15 protein-coding genes are annotated in these 15,242 nt (G+C 73.6%); 5 read left to right on the top strand and 10 right to left on the bottom strand.

From position 1 onward, the window contains the following. Positions 1-46 precede the first annotated feature (46 nt). Positions 47-814, bottom strand: coding sequence for an SDR family oxidoreductase (locus AB0I28_RS30245; RefSeq protein WP_357499033.1), 768 nt, complete (start codon positions 812-814; stop codon positions 47-49). Here AB0I28_RS30245 and AB0I28_RS30240 point away from each other — a divergent pair. Together AB0I28_RS30240 and AB0I28_RS30235 are read left to right on the top strand one after the other, a co-directional pair. Next, positions 813-1,286 (top strand): hypothetical protein, encoded by a 474-nt coding sequence (locus AB0I28_RS30240; RefSeq protein ID WP_357499031.1) that lies wholly within the window; start codon positions 813-815, stop codon positions 1,284-1,286. The two genes, AB0I28_RS30245 and AB0I28_RS30240, sit on opposite strands and share 2 nt — an antisense overlap. After that, positions 1,241-1,501 (top strand): hypothetical protein, encoded by a 261-nt coding sequence (locus AB0I28_RS30235; protein WP_357499030.1) that lies wholly within the window; start codon positions 1,241-1,243, stop codon positions 1,499-1,501. The genes AB0I28_RS30240 and AB0I28_RS30235 overlap by 46 nt, the downstream gene beginning before the upstream one ends. Here the strand turns inward: AB0I28_RS30235 and AB0I28_RS30230 are convergent. The 4 genes from AB0I28_RS30230 to AB0I28_RS30215 are packed head-to-tail and all read right to left on the bottom strand — an operon-like array spanning position 1,476 to position 8,815. After that, positions 1,476-4,520 carry a BTAD domain-containing putative transcriptional regulator gene (locus AB0I28_RS30230; protein ID WP_357499028.1) on the bottom strand — a complete coding sequence of 1,015 codons (3,045 nt, stop codon included), beginning with the start codon at positions 4,518-4,520 and terminating at the stop codon, positions 1,476-1,478. The genes AB0I28_RS30235 and AB0I28_RS30230 overlap by 26 nt on opposite strands. Positions 4,521-4,573: 53 nt before the next feature. Further along, entirely contained in the window at positions 4,574-6,670 is a 2,097-nt protein-coding gene (locus AB0I28_RS30225) for an NACHT domain-containing protein (protein ID WP_357499026.1), read from the bottom strand. Continuing rightward, complete coding sequence (locus AB0I28_RS30220; RefSeq protein ID WP_357499024.1) at positions 6,667-7,338, bottom strand: hypothetical protein; 672 nt, start codon at positions 7,336-7,338, stop codon at positions 6,667-6,669. The genes AB0I28_RS30225 and AB0I28_RS30220 overlap by 4 nt, the downstream gene beginning before the upstream one ends. 55 nt (positions 7,339-7,393) lie before the next feature. Beyond that, on the bottom strand, positions 7,394-8,815 hold the full coding sequence (locus AB0I28_RS30215; RefSeq protein WP_357499022.1) for a pyridoxal-dependent decarboxylase: 1,422 nt from the start codon (positions 8,813-8,815) through the stop codon (positions 7,394-7,396). Positions 8,816-8,883: 68 nt separating this feature from the next. On the opposite strand from AB0I28_RS30215, the gene AB0I28_RS30210 reads away from it, so the two are divergent. Further along, positions 8,884-9,138: a hypothetical protein gene (locus AB0I28_RS30210; protein WP_357499020.1), complete on the top strand. Its 255-nt coding sequence runs from the start codon at positions 8,884-8,886 to the stop codon at positions 9,136-9,138. A 1-nt stretch (position 9,139) separates the two neighbouring features. Here AB0I28_RS30210 and AB0I28_RS30205 read toward each other — a convergent pair whose 3' ends face one another. The 4 genes from AB0I28_RS30205 to AB0I28_RS30190 form a co-directional block, all read right to left on the bottom strand. Then, positions 9,140-10,297, bottom strand: coding sequence for a Dyp-type peroxidase (locus AB0I28_RS30205; protein WP_357499018.1), 1,158 nt, complete (start codon positions 10,295-10,297; stop codon positions 9,140-9,142). Continuing rightward, positions 10,297-10,803 (bottom strand): copper chaperone PCu(A)C, encoded by a 507-nt coding sequence (locus tag AB0I28_RS30200; RefSeq protein WP_357499017.1) that lies wholly within the window; start codon positions 10,801-10,803, stop codon positions 10,297-10,299. The genes AB0I28_RS30205 and AB0I28_RS30200 overlap by 1 nt, the downstream gene beginning before the upstream one ends. Positions 10,804-10,878: 75 nt before the next feature. Continuing rightward, entirely contained in the window at positions 10,879-11,799 is a 921-nt protein-coding gene (locus AB0I28_RS30195; protein WP_357499016.1) for a hypothetical protein, read from the bottom strand. A gap of 11 nt (positions 11,800-11,810) precedes the next feature. Further along, positions 11,811-12,614 carry a MerR family transcriptional regulator gene (locus tag AB0I28_RS30190; protein ID WP_357499015.1) on the bottom strand — a complete coding sequence of 268 codons (804 nt, stop codon included), beginning with the start codon at positions 12,612-12,614 and terminating at the stop codon, positions 11,811-11,813. 70 nt (positions 12,615-12,684) lie between these two features. On the opposite strand from AB0I28_RS30190, the gene AB0I28_RS30185 reads away from it, so the two are divergent. Together AB0I28_RS30185 and AB0I28_RS30180 are read left to right on the top strand one after the other, a co-directional pair. Beyond that, positions 12,685-13,332, top strand: a complete 648-nt coding sequence (locus AB0I28_RS30185) for a hypothetical protein (protein ID WP_357499013.1) — start codon at positions 12,685-12,687, stop codon at positions 13,330-13,332. Positions 13,333-13,374: 42 nt separating this feature from the next. Then, positions 13,375-13,863 carry a hypothetical protein gene (locus tag AB0I28_RS30180; protein ID WP_357499011.1) on the top strand — a complete coding sequence of 163 codons (489 nt, stop codon included), beginning with the start codon at positions 13,375-13,377 and terminating at the stop codon, positions 13,861-13,863. 39 nt (positions 13,864-13,902) lie between these two features. On the opposite strand, the gene AB0I28_RS30175 is transcribed toward AB0I28_RS30180, so the two are convergent. Continuing rightward, a complete protein-coding gene (locus AB0I28_RS30175) occupies positions 13,903-15,180 on the bottom strand; it encodes an MFS transporter (protein ID WP_357499009.1) in 1,278 nt (425 codons plus the stop codon). Between the last annotated feature and the right edge of the window lie 62 nt (positions 15,181-15,242).

Here is a 15,242-nt window from a genome sequence, read left to right as displayed (position 1 = left end):
TGGCACCACGGCGGGGCGCGTCCTTTGTGGACGCGCCCCGCCTCTCTCACTTTCCGAGCCTCGGCCCCAGGAACATCCCGCCCGTGGCGTCCACCAGGTTCCCGGTGATCCAGCCCGCCTCCTCGGAGGCGAGCATCGACACGGCGGCGGCGATGTCCTCGGGCGTTCCCATGCGGTCGAGCGCGGTGGCCTTGGCGGTGCCCTCGACGATCTCGGGGATCTGGAACATGGGGTGCCCGGTGTCGATCGGGCCCGGCGCCACGGTGTTGACGGTGATGCCGCGCCCGCCGGTGGCGTAGGAGTTGGCGAGGTTGCGGCCGAGGGTGTCCAGCGCGCCCTTCGTCATGGCGTAGACGGTCTCGGGCAGGACGATGCGGGTGACGGCCGAGCTGATGTTGATGATCCGCCCGCCGTCGCGCATACCCGGCAGGAGGCGCTGGATCAGGAAGAAGGGCGCCTTGACGTTGACGGCGAAGAGCTTGTCGAAGTGCTCCGGAGTCGCCTCGTCGAGCCCGCTCGCACCGGAGACGGCGGCGTTGTTGACCAGGATGTCGAGGCCGCTGTCGCCGAGTCCGGCTTCCAGGCCCCTCGCCAGGGTCTCGACGTCGCCCTCGACGCCGAACTCGGCGGCGACGGGGAAGGCGCGGCCGCCCTCGGCCCGGATCGCCGCGACGGTCTCGTCCGCGGCGGCGGCATTGGTGCCGTAGTGGACGGCGACCAGGGCCCCGTCGGCGGCGAGGCGAATGGCGATGGCGCGGCCGATGCCCCGCGAGGCTCCGGTGACGAGGGCGGTCTTGCCGGCGAGCTTGCTCATGTCGTTGTCCGTTTCGGTCGTCGTTCGGCTGGTGACCGAAGCCTCGCCGGGACCGCTGACCACTCTCCTACCGTCGGCTTACCGCGCCGAGGCGCCTTTCGCCGCCACCCGAGCCCGCCTGCGCACGCCGGAGCCAGTCTCCGGCGGCACGGCCGCGCCTCCCGAGGCCCCATCGGGCGCGGCGGCCGCCGTGGCACTGCTGGCCGTCCTGATGTCGCGGCTGCTCGGCCCGGCACAGGCCGCGATCCTGCACGGCGACAAGGTGCTCCCCCACCAGGCGGCATGGTTCCTCGGTGCGGCGCTCGACGGACACGTGACCCTCACCGGCTCGCGGAAGTCGCCGGTCATCGAGCGGTCCCAAGGCGGTGGCACCGTCGACGAGCTGACGGCGGCGTCCTCCGGACCCTCTTCGCACGCCGCGGGTCGGTGCATCTGGGGCGGTTCAAGACCTTCGCCGACGCCTGGAAGCTGATCCGCACCGGACTGGAGAAGTGGCGGCGCGACGGCGGCGACGGCCTGTGGTCGCGGGCGGGAACAGTCCTGCGGCGGGTGGCCATGTGGGGCGGCATCCCGGTCGCGGTGGCGGGGACGATCCTCCTGGCCCTCGCGGCGACGGGGGCGGTGGCGGCGGCTCCTGGTGAGGCTCAGCGCCGGGTAGCGCCTACCTCGCCTCCCGCATGGCGGTGACCGCCTCGCTGCGCGACAGTGCGGCGAAGGCGCCGTAGACCTCGGCGTACACGGACTCGCCGAGCGCCTCGCGCACCTTCGACTCCACGGCCGCCTCGCCCCGCCGCCCGACCGGCGCCGGTCCCGCCAGCGCCGTCGCCAGCCCGAGGCGTTCGGCGGCCGTCCGCCACCGGCCGTCCTCGGCGTGCAGCCCCGCCGAGACGCGGGCCGCCTCGGCCAGCGCGGGCAGGAACGCGTGCTCCCGGAGGATCGCCACGGCCTCGTCGAGGCCGCGGTGCGCCTCGGCGGTCCGGCCTTGTTCGGCGTGGTTGCGGGCGAGGCCGATGAGCAGGGCGCCGCGTTCGAGGTCGGCGACGAAGGCCCCGGAGGACATCTCGTCGAGGCCCTGCCGGTAGAAGCGCTCGGCGGCCTCGGGGTCGCCGGTGGTCCTGGCGAGGTCGCCCTGGCCGCGCCGGACTCCGGCGATGACGGCGCTGTTGCCGCTGCGGCGGGCGAAGTCGGCGGCGGCGAGGTACTCGGCGGCGGCACGGCCGGTCTCGCCGTCGGCGGTCCACTCGCGGGCGCGGCGGCAGCGCATGACCGCACTGTCGCCGAGGGCGCCGAGTTCGTCGCAGAGCACGACGGCCTCGTCGAGCATGTCGAGCGCGGCCCGCCGGTCACCGCGCAGGGCCGCCAGGTTCGCGGTCTCGTCGAGGGTCTCGCTGATGCCCCATCGTTCGCCGAGGGCCCGGAAGCCGGCGAGGGCTTCGGCGAAGTGCGCGTCGGCGGGACCGGGCTCGCTCGTGAACGGCAGCAGCAGTCCTCGGCCGAGACCGGCCAGCGACCGCGACCAGGGGTCGTCGGGGAAGGGGTAGTCGTCGAGCGGGGCGTCGAAGGTCTCGCCGTCGGGTCCGTTGGTCATCGCCCAGACGACGGTGGTGAACGGGCGCGTGACCGGTTCGCGGCGCTCGGCCATGATCCGCGCGGCGCGCTGGAAGTCGGCGGGTTCGGCGGCACCGATCGAGGCCGCGGCGGCCACGCACAGGACGAAGGACTCGTCGTCGGTGCCGGGTGGCAGGGCGGCCAGGACGTCGCGGCCGGCGGCGCCGCCTTCGGCGTAGTCGCCGCGCAGCCACCAGTAGGTGGTGAGGGTGGCGATGAGTTCGACGGCGAGCGCGGGTTCGGCGGTGACGGCCCAGCGGACGGCGGCCTGGAGGTCGCCCTCCTCGGCGTTGAGGGCGGCCATGGCGGCGAGCTGGCGGCGGCCGAGGAGTTCGGGTTCGGCGGCGCGGGCGAGGTCGAGGAGGTGGGCGGCGAGTCGGCGCTGGAGTCGGGCGCGTTCGGTGTCGCCGAGCCGTTCGGCGCTGTAGGCGCGGACGGTTTCGAGGAGGCGGGCGCGGCCGTCGGTGAAGCGGACGAGGGACTTGTCGGCGAGGTCGGCGAGGAGTTCTTCGGCGTCGGCGGCCTCGATCCCGGCGAGGTGGGCGACCGCGGCGACGCTCGCGCCGCCGGTGAAGACCGCCAGGCTGGTCATGATGTGCCGTTCCGGCGCGGAGAGGAGTTCCCAGCTCCATTCGACGACGGCCCGCAGGGTCTGGTGGCGGGGCGCGGCGACGCGGTCGCCGCGGGAGAGGAGGCGGAAGCGGTCGCCGAGGCGGTCGGCGATCTCGGCGACGGACAGGACGCGCAGTCTGGCGGCGGCGAGTTCGATGGCCAGCGGGAGCCCGTCGAGGGCGGCGCAGATGCGGCGGACCTCGGCGATGTTGGTCTCGTCGACGGTGAATCCGGCGCGCACGGCGGCGGCCCGGTCGGCGAAGAGGCGAAGGGCGCCCTCGTCGACGGGCAGTGGCTCGACCGGGTAGAGGGCTTCACCGGTGATGCCGAGGGCTTCGCGGCTGGTGGCCAGGACGCGCAGGCCGGGGCAGGCGCCGAGGAGGCGGTGGACGAGGTGGGCGACGCCGTCGACGACGTGCTCGCAGTTGTCGAGGAGGAGCAGGACGTCCTCGCCGGCGAGGGCGGCGGTGAGCTGGGCTACGGGGTCGGCGGGGCCGAGCAGGCCGGCCTGGCGGACGCCGAGAGCGGTCATGAGGGCGCCGGGGAGCTCGTCGGCGGTGGTGAGGGCGGCGAGGTCGACGAAGCAGGCGTCGGTGCCGGTCTCGACGGCCAGGCGCGTCTTGCCGACTCCGCCGGGGCCGGTGAGCGTGACCAGGCGCGCCTCGCGCAGGAGCGCGCCGACCGCGTCGAGTTCGGCGCGGCGGCCGACGAAGCTGGTGAACCGGCCCGGCACCCCGACGCGGGTGTTCGCGGCGGGCCGCGCGCGCAGGATCGCGGTGTGGGTCGCGGTGAGCTCGGCCGAGGGGTCGGCGCCGAGTTCGTCGGCGAGCAGTTCGCGGGTCTCCTCGAACACGCGCAGGGCCTCGGCCTGCCTGCCCTCGGCGGCCAGTGCGCGCATGTGGAGGGCGCGGAGGCGTTCGCGGAGCGGGTCGGCGGCGGTCAGTGTCCCGAGTTCGGCGGCAAGGCCGCCGGTGCGGCCGAGGGCGAGGTCGGCCTCGACGCGGTCCTCGACGGCGGCCAGGCGGGCGCCTTCGAGGCGGGTCGCGTGGGCCTCGGCCTGTGCGGAGGCGTCGACGTCGGCGAGTGCGGGGCCGCGCCACAGGCCGAGCGCCTCGTGGAGGAGGGCGGAGGCGCGGGCGTGGTCGCCGGCCTGGAGGGCGCGGCGGCCTTCGGTGGCGAGGCGGGTGAAGCGCAGCGCGTCGACGTCCTCGGGGTCGACGGCGAGGCGGTAGCCGGCCGGGTGGAACTCGATGGGCGCGCCTCGCAGGCGGCGGCGCAGTCGCGAGACCTGCGACTGGAGCGCGTTGGCCGCCCCCTCGGGCGGCCGGTCGCCGTACAGGCCGTCGAGCAGCCGCTCGGTGGGCACGACGTGGCCGGCGTCGAGGAGGAGCAGGGCCAGGAGCGTGCGCGGACGCGGGCCGCCGACGGCCACGGGTACCCCGTCGCCGTCGCGGGCTTCGAGGGGTCCGAGGAGGGCGTACTGCACGTGGGGAGTGTAGGCGTCGTCGACGGGGACGTGCGGCCGTCGGGGTGGATGCGTCAGCCCAGGACGGAGAACTCGTTGCGGGCCCAGCGCTGGAGGAAGTCCCAGAACTCGTTGGGTTCGCACTCGGCGGGAAGGGGGACGTCCGCGAACGGGGTCCGTCCCGCACGGGTTTCCCGGCGGCGCCCGATGAACGCCCATGCCCCCGGGAGGACGATCCCCACCTGGTGCTCCGCGTGCGCGTCGGCGACGATCTCCATGTACGGCAGGAGGAGCAGGCACCTCTCCCCGGCGTTGATCTTGTCGGCCCGCGGGTGGCCCGACCCGTACTGCTGGTGGGTCTCTCCGTACTTCGCCAGGTCGCGCGTCCACTCCTGCACCGAAAGCCAGGGGGTGGGCAGTTCAAGGAGCGCCCGCGCGAGGTCTCGGGTCACGCGCGGACTCGCGCCTCCGGGAGTGCCCGGGCCGCCTATGTGACCCATGACCACCGGCGGAACGGCGACTCCGCACCTGATCCACCAGCGGTACAGCACATCGGGCGAGACCGGCTCCACGGCTGTCCGGCCGTCGTCGTCCGGGGACGGCAGGAGGCGACGCCACTCGTTCAGCCACGCGCGCGACTCCGGCGTCAGCAGGCCGTCGAACTCGGCGAGCAGCTCGGCGCCGTCCGCGAGGCCTTTGCGGTGCAGCGTGTCGAGCAGCAGCGGGATGAGCGGGTCACGGTCCTCCGCACCGCTCGCGGCGAGTCGGGCGAGGTGACGGTAGACGGGTGCGCGGTTGGTGTCGAGCAGGTGCAGGAGCAGGAGTTCGAGCGGTTCGTCCAGGCCGGTGCCCTCCGGGGTCTGCGCCGTGAAGAAGGGCCGGCGCTCGGCGAACGGGAGGGTGCGGGCCTGGCCCACGACGGCGCCGGTGATCCGTTTGAGAATGCGCGGCGAGAGTTCGAGCTCGCCGCAGGTGAGGCTGAGGAACACGTGCAGGTCGCGGCGCTCGTCACTGCTTCGCAACAGGAGGGAGTCGAGGATGTGGCCGAGGACGATGTCGGCGCCGTTCTCCTGGTTGCGGTCGAGCAGTTGCAGCGCCAGCTGGGTCACGACCGTCCAGCTGCCCTCGGTGATGTGCGGTTCGAGGACGGCCCACACTTCGGCGGGGGTGACGTGGTGCCGGGTCAGGTGCTCGGCGGCGAAGTACTCCAGGAAGGTCCGGTGGGCGAAACCGTAGACGGGTTCCTCCCGGGTCGACCCGACCTCTTCGAGCACCCACGCGCGGCCGGCGCAGTGCCGGAGGAACTCGGCGGCCGTCGCCTCGGCGTCGTCGTGGTCGAACCCCTTGCCGACGAGGTGTTCGATGAGGATCACCATCACCCTGCCGCGGGGCAGCTCCGAGGACTTGCCGCCGGTGAACAGCCGCCATGCCAGCTCCCGGACCGCCCCGCGCACCCTCCCGTGGAGGCTGCGCGGCCCGCCGATCCCGCGCAAGGCGTCCCAGCGCTCGAAGATCAGCTCGGCGCACTTGCGGTAGACCTCCGAGCGGTTGCGGGGGATGTACTGCTCGGCGGAGTACATGGTGCACAGCAGCGAGAGCAGCAGCGGGTTGCCGCGCAGGTCCGGTACGGCGGCGCTCTCCTTGAGGAACGCGGCGGTGAGGCGGGCCCGGTCCTGCGGGCGGAGGGCCTCGTCGAGGCGGAACCAGTTCGCCGCGTAACGCTCGACTCCGGCGACGTCGAGCGGCGCGATGGTCACCTCCTCGAAGAGCTGCGGGGTGAGCGGAGCCTCGCGGTAGCCGATCCGGCGCGAGGTGACGACGATCGGGACCGTCGGGTAGAGGTGCGCGAAGGACTCCACCGAGCGGGCGACCCGCCCGCGCAGGGCGACGTCGGTCAGCTCGTCGAGGCCGTCCAGCAGGACGACGGCATGGCCGTTGAGCAGCAGGTACTCCAGCTCCTCGGGGGCCAGGTCCACGTTGTACACCTCGTGGACGGCGGCCAGGACGTGCTCGGCGAGCAAGCCCGGCCGAGTGCGCACGGCCTCGGAGATGTCGCGCAGGACGACCCGGATCGGGACCCGGGCGGGGTCGGTGGCCAGGTCGTGCGCGATCTTCTCGGTGAGGGTGGACTTGCCGGCGCCGGGGTCACCGAGCACGACGGTCCGGCTCAATGCCGCAGGAGCTCCTCGGTGTCGGTGAACGAGGCCCAGGGCTGCGTGGCCAGTCTCGGTTCGACGTAGAGCTCTCCCCAGGGGACCGTGCGACTCACACCCGTGTGCGGGAGCCGGATCTCGGCGTGGAGCGCGCCGGCCTGGCGGCGCAGCAGGCCGGCCTTGCGGTGGACCGCCGCCAGCGAACCGATCTCGCGGAGCAGCGCGCCGTTGCGGGCGGCGGCCGCGGTGTGGTGGGCGAGGCCGGGATACCCACCGGCGAACACCGTGGTCGGGAGGGTGTGGCGGGCGGCGACGAGCGCGTCCATGACGAGGTCGCGCGTGCGCAGCAAGCGGTCGCCGTCGAGACCCGCGTGCCGCCGGATCCCATGCCACAGTTCGAGCGCGGCCGTCTGGAGCAGCTCCTCCTCGCCCTTGGCGGTCTGGCTCGCCGCCAGCGCGAAGTGGAAGGCGACCTGTTCGAAGTCCGGCGTGTCCAGGTACGCCGCCAGCGCCTCGGCTTCGGGACCGGTCAGCTCGTCGAGCGTCGCCTTGCCGACGGTCGCGGCGACGAGCGGGCGGGTGTCGTCGAGGATCTCGCGACGGCGGACGCCCGATCGCACCTGGGGCACCACCCAGCCCACGACCTTGCCCAGCGCGCGCAATACCGGACCCTCGATGCCCACCACCATCGCAGGTTACGTTCCGCGCGCCCTTGATCGCACCTCCGTCCACCCTGGACGGCTAGGTCAACCGCGCGGCCAGCTCCCGCACCACCGCCACCGTCGCGTCGATGTCCTCCTCGGCCGTCCGCCAGTTGACGATCGCCGGCCGCAGCACGGTCATCCCCTTGTAGACCGAGGTGCCCATGAACACCCGCCCGTCGTCGATGATCGCCTGTCCCAGGCGCTTGTTCAGCTCGTCGAGGCTCGCGGGGCCGGCCCCCTGCGGTGCCAGCCGGAAGCACACGATGTTCAGCGTCACCGGCGCGACCAGCTCCAGCTCGGGCGCGGCCTCCACGGCCTCGCCGAAGCGCAGCGCGAGGTCGAGGTGCCGTTCGACCATCGCCCGGTGGCCCTCGCGCCCATAGGCGCGCAGGGTCGCCCAGATCGGCAGTGCCCGCGCCCTCCTCGACGACTCGGGGCCGAGCTGGTTGTAGTCGACGGCGCTGTCGTCGGTGGGCGCGAGGTATGCCGCGCCCCAGCTGCCGAAGGCCTGCTTGAGCACGCTCGGGTCCTTCACGAACGCGAAGCCGGACTCGTAGGGCACGTTGAGCCACTTGTGGCCGTCGGCGGCGATGGAGTCGGCGCGCTCGATGCCCGCGACCAGGTGCCGCGTGCGCGGAGAGGTCGCGGCGAACAGGCCGAAGGCGCCGTCGACGTGGAGCCAGGCGCCGTAGGCCTCGGCCAGGTCGGCCAGGTCGGCGATGGGGTCGAAGTCACCGGCGTTGACCTCGCCGGCGTTGCCGATGATCACCGCCGGGCCCGACTCGGCGAGCGCCGCCTCCAGCGCCGCCAGGTCGATACGGCCGGCGTCGTCGCGGGTGAGCAGCCGCGCGCTGTCGCGGCCGAGGCCGAGGATCTGCATCGCCTTGCGGCTGCTGACGTGCAGGTAGCCGCTCGACAGCACCGGCATGCGCGGCAGGCCGACCAGGCCGTCGGCGACGACGTCGACGCCATGCTTGTCCGCCCACCAGGCGCGGGCGGCCGCCAGACCGGTGAGGTTGGCGAAGGTCGCCGACGGCGTGAGCACGCCGCCGTGGCCGGCGGGCAGGCCGAAGAGGTCCTTGAGCCAGTCGAGGACGACCGTCTCGGCCCGCGTCGCGAACGGCGAGGCCGCTTCGAGGCCCGCGACCTGGTCGAGCAGGGAGGTGAGCCAGTCGGCGGCCTGCGCGGCGGGCGTCGAGCCGCCGCAGACGAAGTGGAAGAAGCGCGGGCCCGTCGAGCGGGTCGCGGTCGCCGTGCCGACCTCGATGAGCCGGGCGAGCGCGTCGAGGGTCCCGTCGCCGTCCTCGGGCAGCGGGCCGTCGAGCCCGGTGAGGAGTTTCGCGGTGCCGGGCGGCTGGACGGGCGCGTCGGGCAGGGCGGCGAGGTAGGGCGGGGCCGCCTCGGCGACCAGGCGCAGGGCGGCGGGACCGTGGTGGGCTTCGGCGCGGGGATCGCTCATGGGGGTAGAAGATCACGGCGGGCGGGGGCGCGGAAGGCCAAAGAGGTCGGAAGTGGCGGGTAGGTTCGGTGCCTCCGAGGAGAGGATCATGCGATGGGCGCGTCATCGCGCCGGACGACATCGCGAACTACCACGCGATCCGCCCTCTCACCAACGGCGAGCTCGCCTCCGTCCGCATCCATCACCCCGCCGAGGTCACCCTCGACGAGCTGCGCGCCCTCGAAACCCTCGCGACCGTGCGCGCCTGCGGCCGCGTCGCCGTCGTCCACGACGACGCAGGCACGCCCTCGCACCTCTACTTCTTCGGCCACTCCGGCGACTGACCTACCCCAGCACCCCTTCCCCCACCCATCCGTCTTCCCCGCATCCCGGGGGAATCGCGAACACCGCCGACCCGATCGGCGTCACCCACTTGTTGAGCAGGTCCCCGTCGGACAGGGCCTGCTGGATCGGCGTGAACTGCCGTTCGACGTCGGCCTGGTAGGAGGCGAAGATCAGCCCGGTGTCGGGCTCGCCGTCGGCGGCGGGGCCCTCGTCGTAGTTGTAGGGGCGGCGCAGGATCCGCCGGTCGTCGGTGCCCACGTGGGCGATGCGGATGTGCGAGGCGGTGTGGATCACGGGGATGCCGAGGGCGTCGCGGGCGGCGAAGTCGGGCGCGTCGTGCTCGGCGGTGCCCGTGAGGGGCGCGCCGGTGTCGAGGCGGCGCCCGATCGACATCTCGCGCACCGAGCGGTCGGCGGCCGCCCAGGTGTCGAGTTCGGCGCGGATGCGCCGCACGACGAGCGTCGTCGACCCGTCGGGCCGCCACACGGCCGTGTCGAAGGCGGGCGTCCCGGCGACGGGGTTGGCCGTGCCGTCGAGCTGCCCGAGCACATTGCGCTGCGTGCCGACGGCTCCCGGTCCGCCGCGGAACCCGCGCTGGGTCCAGCGCACCGACGCGAAGGCGCGCGCGTCCTTGACCAGCATGCGGCGGGCGTGGGCGGCGGTGAGCGCGTCGTCGGCGCAGACCTGCACCAGCAGGTCCCCGCCCGACCAGCGCGGTTCGAGCCGGTCGACGGCGAAGGCGGGCAGCTCGGCGACCGGCGAATCCAGCCCGGCCGCCGCGTAGAGGCCGGGCCCGAAGCCGAAGGTCACGGTCAGGCGCGCCGGGGAGGCCGCCAGTTCGGGCTCGGTGTCGGCGAGGGCCGCCGCGCCCCGGGTGAGGCGGGCGGCGTCGTCGCTGAGCAGGCGCATGAGCCTGGCGAGAGCGGCGCGGTCGACCTCCGGTTCGAGCTCGAAGGCGCAGAACAGGCCGTGCGCCTGCGGCTCGGTCGCGACTCCGGCCTGCCGGGCGCCGTGGAAGGGCTCGACGGCGACCGGAGGGACGGCGGCCGGGGCGGGCGCCGAGTCCACAAGGGACAACGCTGCGACGGCCCCCGCCGCGGCCGATCCGACGCCGGCCGCGCCGCCGAGGAGGAGTCCCCGGCGGCTGACCGTCGCCATCAGTGGCCCATGCCGGGGTCGTAGCTCTCGTCGGCCCCGGCGAAGTCCTTCACGATCGCGGTGAACACCACCGCGCTCCCGTCGGACAGGGCGAGGGTCACGGTCACGTCGTCGCCGGGCGCGAGCGTCCGTGCGAGATCCATGAGCATGATGTGGTCGCCCCCCGGAGCGAGCGGGTGCTCCGCGCCGGCCGCGACGGCGAAGCCGCCCTCCTTGGGGCGCATGAGCGCCTCGCCGTTCTCGGTGACGACCTCGTGCAGTTCGAGCGGGGAGATCTCGGCGGTCGCCGAGACCACGGTCAGGTCGGCGGTGCTGTGGTTGACGAGCGTCCCGAAGATCGCCGACATGCCCCTCTCGGCCGCCTTCGCCCACGGGTCGGTGACCGTGATGGTCGCCTTCTCGGCAGGGGCGTCCTCGGCGGCGGCGTCCTTACCGCAGCCGGTGAGAGCCGCGAGGCCGAGCAGGAGGAGGCCGGTGACGGCGGCGAGGCCGCGGTTGATTCTCATGCGGGAACGGTCGAATGTGGACCGGCCGGGGTTCCCGCCTGTCGATCACGTGACAGGCGGGAACCTTTCGCCGGATCAGGACGACAGGACCGCGCGCAGCCGGTCGTAGGTCGGCGCGAGTTCGCGAAGACCTGCGGCGACGGCGTCGTCGTCGCGCTTGACGGCGGGGTACTGGAGCGCCCCCACCAGCCGCGCCTGCTCGCGCAGGATCGACGAGGCCTCGGCCAGGTCGAGGCGGGCGAGGCAGGTCGCGGCGTCGTCGAGCCGCCGGGCGCCGACCCGGATCGCGAAGTGCTCCAGGTGGCCGCGCAGACCCTCGTCGGGACCGGCCGCCCAGACCACCGCGAGCGCTTCGGCGGCCTCGCCGTTGCCGAGCGTGCCGGGCGGGACGGGCACGTCGTCGCGCAGGTGGAGCCAGGAGGTCGCGGTGGCCAGCCCGGCGCGCAGGGCCTCGACCTCGCCGACCTCGCCGAGGCGGGCGAAGTCGGTGCGCAGGGTGTACGGGTCCCCGTAGGCGACGGTCTCCTTGGCCCAGGCGGTCATGAAGTCGGCCAGCGGGAGGGTCGCGTACGGGAATCCCTGCGGGTCGTGCATGAGCACGGTGTCGTCGTCGACGGCGAGGACCACGACGTAGTGGTCGGCGCCGATCGGTCCGGTCATGCCCGGCTGGTGGTGGAGGTGCCCCATCTCGACCGGCCCGACCCACACCGGGCCCTTCGCGACGGCTTCGCGCAGCCGGGCCAGCGCGTCGGCGGCCTCGCCGCCGCTGGTGACCGTCGAGGTCCAGCCGAGCGAGGACAAGACGTTGTCGAAGCCCTCGCTCGGGTCCCAGCCGTAGGGGTCGAAGAAGGGGAGTTTCCCGGCCAGGAGCTGCATGCCGAAGGGTCCGCCGGTGAGGGTCTCGATGACGGCGGTGGGGGGTGCGTGCTCGCCCATGAGCATCGCGAAGGAGTTGGAATAGCAGTAGGGGCCGGAGCCCACGTAGGGGATGTGCACGGGGTTTCCTTTCAGGGACTGGTGATGGGGTAGACGACGTCGAAGCGCGCGGCCGTGCCGGGCCAGGCCTCGAAGCACGTGTCGGCGCACTCGACGCCGGGACGGTCGTCGATCCAGGTCTCGACGGCGTCGTAGAGGCGCAGCACGAGCGGGAAGTCCTCGTGGTCGGCCGGGGCCGGCAGGTAGGCCTCGCGCTGGGCCGGGGACAGCCGGATGCGCAGGTCCTCGGTCGGTTCGACGCTGCCCTCGTAGGCGACGGCGACTTCGACGAGGCCTTCGCTGTCGGGGGTGACGAGGTCGTGGAAGTAGACGCGGGTCGATCCGTCGCCGGGCAGGCCGGCGGCTCGCAGGTGCGCGCGGATCTGCCCGGCGGCCTCGGCGACGAACTCGTCGAGGACGTCGGTGAGCAGCAGCCGCTGGCGGCTGAGCAGTTTCACCGCCGGGGCCGACCGCACCCGCACCGCCTCCACCAGCGCCGGGGACTCCGCGCCGTTGCGGCCGATCGCGTCGACGAGAGCGGCGTAGCGGCCGACCTCCTCCTGCTTGGCACGCAGCCAGGCCCGCAGCTCCGACTCCCGTGCCGCCGGCGTGAGCTCCAGCAGCAGCGCGATCCGCGCCAGCGGCAGGTCGAGCCGCCGCAGCCGCGCGATCAGCCGCGCCCGGTGCACCTGCGCCGGGTGGTAGTAGCGGTAACCCGTCGACGGGTCGACGTGCGCGGGCACGAGCAGACCCTGCTCGGCGTAGAGGCGCAGGGCCTTCGGGGACAGTCGGGTCGCGGCGCCGAAACGGCCCGCGAGCAGGTACGGCTCGTGCATGACCACAGTCTGCGGTCCGCCCTTGGGGCGAGGTCAAACTTCGGCCGGATGCCCATGCGAGGATCCTTCGATGACCACCCCGCCGGTACCGAAACCGGGTCTCCACGACATGTCCTTCGACGAGTTCCAGGCGCGCTACGGCCCCTGGCGCTCGCCCGATCCGGTGGAGGTCGCCGAGCTGCTCGCCGAGGCGGCCTTCCCGTGGTGGATCGCCGGCGGATGGGCGCTGGACGCCGCTTCGGGGGTGTCGCGCTTCCACGAGGACGTGGACCTGGTGATCTTGTCGCGCGACCTGCCGGCCTTCCGCGAGTTCTTCGCCGGCAAGCACCTGTGGACGCCCTACCGGCAGGCGCTGGAGCCGCTGTGGCCCGGCGCGGAGTTCCCCGAGGGCCGCGAGCAGATCTGGGTGCGCGACGACGCGTACTCGCCGTGGACGCTCGACGTCCTGCTCACGCCGGCCGTCGACGAGCGGATCCTGTTCAAGCGCGACCACGCCATCGGCATGTCCTTCGACGAGGCGACGTTCACCGGCGCCGACGGGGTCCGCTACATCTCCCCGGTGCTGGCCCTGCTGTACAAGGCGCGACTGGGCAGGGACAAGGACGACACCGACTTCGCCGCGGTGCTGCCCCGCCTGGACGCCGCGGCGAGGGCCTGGCTCGCCGACGCGCTGGACCGGCACCTGCCGGAGCACAAGTGGCGGGAGCGGCTGCGTTAGCGACATCCCCACCGGTCGCCGGTTCTCCGTACCATGATCGCCATGCAGCCCCCTCCGTACGCACATCCCTACGACCCGCGGGGTTTTGCCCCTGCCCCACCGCAGCGGCCGGCGCAGCTGGTCATCGCGGCGACGCTGGTCGCCATGTGCGGGGCGGTCGTGTTCGGTCTGACCGGCGCGGTCTTGTGGCACGCGGTGAACTACGAGTGGGAGCTGCTGGCCGAACTGCCGCTGCTGGTCTTGATCCCCGGGCTCGTCTGGATGGGCTACCTGGTGCCGGCGCTGCTGCGGGGGCGCCGCTGGTCGCGGATGGCGACGGCCGTGACCGTCCCGATCCAGATCCCCTTCTACGTGCTGTTCGCGCTGATCATGGGGTCGATGCTCACCGACTCGGGCAGGGCCGGCAGCCCGAAGACGACGATGCGCGAGACGGTGCTGGTGCTGTGCCTGGTCGGGATCCCGGTGGCCGCGGTGGCGCCGCTGTTCCTCATCGGGAACAACGTGCGCGCGTACGTTCAGCGGCCGCAGTGAGGATGCCCCAGACCTCCCGGTCCGGGGCACCCTCCGCGCCTACGCGGCCGGCACGATCGCGGCCCGGGCGACCGTCCGCCCCTTGCGGACCAGCAGCGCCGAGGCCGCCAGCATCAGCCCGGCCACCAGCCACGCCACCGGCGTGGAGGTAGCCGCGACCAGGATCGGCAGCCCGACCACGCCGAGCGACCCGCCCGCCTGCATCGCCAGGGACTGGATCGACACGACAGTCGCCCGCTCGCTCGCCGCGACCTCGTGGTGCACCAGCTCCGACCGCAGCGGACCGGTCACACCGAGACCGAAGAACATCAGCGCGTAGCCCGAACCGGTCCCGACCAGCCCCGCCACCCCGTCGAGGCCACCGGTCGCGGCCAGCACCAGCAGTCCACCGCCCCCGATGACCGCGCCGACACCGGCGGCGCGCGCCGAGGTGCCGACCCACTGGGCCAGCCGGCTCGCCATGCCCGAACCGAGCGCGTTGGCGACGAAGCCGACCATGGTGATCACGCCGTACCCGCTCGCCGCGGCCGCCTCGCCGCCGAGGAGGTCGGCCATCCGGCCCGGCGTCAGCAGCTCCACCGAGTCCAGCGCGATCCCGACGATGGCCATGCACGCCAGCACCTGGGCGATGATCTTGTTGCGGACGCCGAGCTTGAGGCCGGTGACGATCGTGCCGGGCACCGCCCGGAACAGCTCGCCGAACTTCGGCCGCGCGGTCTCGCGGGCCGGTTCGGGCATGCCCAGCAGCGCGATGAGCAGCAGTCCCCCATAACCGAGGGCGCCCAGCAGGATCGGCACCGACAGCGCCGGGATCGGGGAGCCGTCCGGCACGACCAGCGGGAGCACACCGCCCAGGACGGTGCCTGCGCCGAGGGTGATCGACCCGGCGGCCGAGCCGAGGGAGAGCCCCTTGCGGATGTCGCCCTCCCGGTCGACGGAGTGCACCGCATCGACGTACCAAGCTTCGGCCGGCCCCGACGACAGCGCGCGGGCCACCCCGCGGATCGCGGTGATCGCCACGAATTCCCAGGCCGAACCGGCGAAGGCCATCCACAGCAGCCCCGCCATGCCCAGGGCCGCCGACGCCGCCAGGACGCCCCTGCGGCCGATCACGTCGGCGAGCCCGCCGGTCGGCAGCTCCAGACCGGTGACCACGAGGCCGTGCACGAGGAAGACCAGGCCGATCGTGGCGAGGTCGAGGCCCTTGGAACTCATCTGCAGCACCATCACGGGGATCACCAGGCTGGTGCCGAGCCAGCCGAAGGCGCAGACGGCGACGTAGCGGCGGCGGAGTGCGGTCAGGTCCATAAGTGACATTTCGGGTCTCCAAGGGGCGTTGAAGGGCGGCGTCGTGCGCACGCGGGTGGGCCGCGTGTACG

Origin of the sequence: Phytomonospora sp. NPDC050363, from assembly GCF_040655735.1 — a bacterium.
Classification (GTDB): Bacteria; Actinomycetota; Actinomycetes; order Mycobacteriales; family Micromonosporaceae; genus Phytomonospora.
The sequence above is the reverse complement of the archived record's forward strand: the minus strand, read 5'-3'. Positions and strand labels throughout refer to the sequence as shown.

Coding starts and splice junctions, on each gene's coding strand:
- AB0I28_RS30190 (WP_357499015.1), bottom strand. CDS start 12,614: ATGCACGAGCCGTACCTGCTCGCGGGCCGTTTCGGCGCCGCGACCCGA.
- AB0I28_RS30245 (WP_357499033.1), bottom strand. CDS start 814: ATGAGCAAGCTCGCCGGCAAGACCGCCCTCGTCACCGGAGCCTCGCGG.
- AB0I28_RS30205 (WP_357499018.1), bottom strand. CDS start 10,297: ATGGCGACGGTCAGCCGCCGGGGACTCCTCCTCGGCGGCGCGGCCGGC.
- AB0I28_RS30180 (WP_357499011.1), top strand. CDS start 13,375: ATGCAGCCCCCTCCGTACGCACATCCCTACGACCCGCGGGGTTTTGCC.
- AB0I28_RS30240 (WP_357499031.1), top strand. CDS start 813: ATGTCGTTGTCCGTTTCGGTCGTCGTTCGGCTGGTGACCGAAGCCTCG.
- AB0I28_RS30175 (WP_357499009.1), bottom strand. CDS start 15,180: ATGTCACTTATGGACCTGACCGCACTCCGCCGCCGCTACGTCGCCGTC.
- AB0I28_RS30185 (WP_357499013.1), top strand. CDS start 12,685: ATGACCACCCCGCCGGTACCGAAACCGGGTCTCCACGACATGTCCTTC.
- AB0I28_RS30215 (WP_357499022.1), bottom strand. CDS start 8,815: ATGAGCGATCCCCGCGCCGAAGCCCACCACGGTCCCGCCGCCCTGCGC.
- AB0I28_RS30200 (WP_357499017.1), bottom strand. CDS start 10,803: ATGAGAATCAACCGCGGCCTCGCCGCCGTCACCGGCCTCCTCCTGCTC.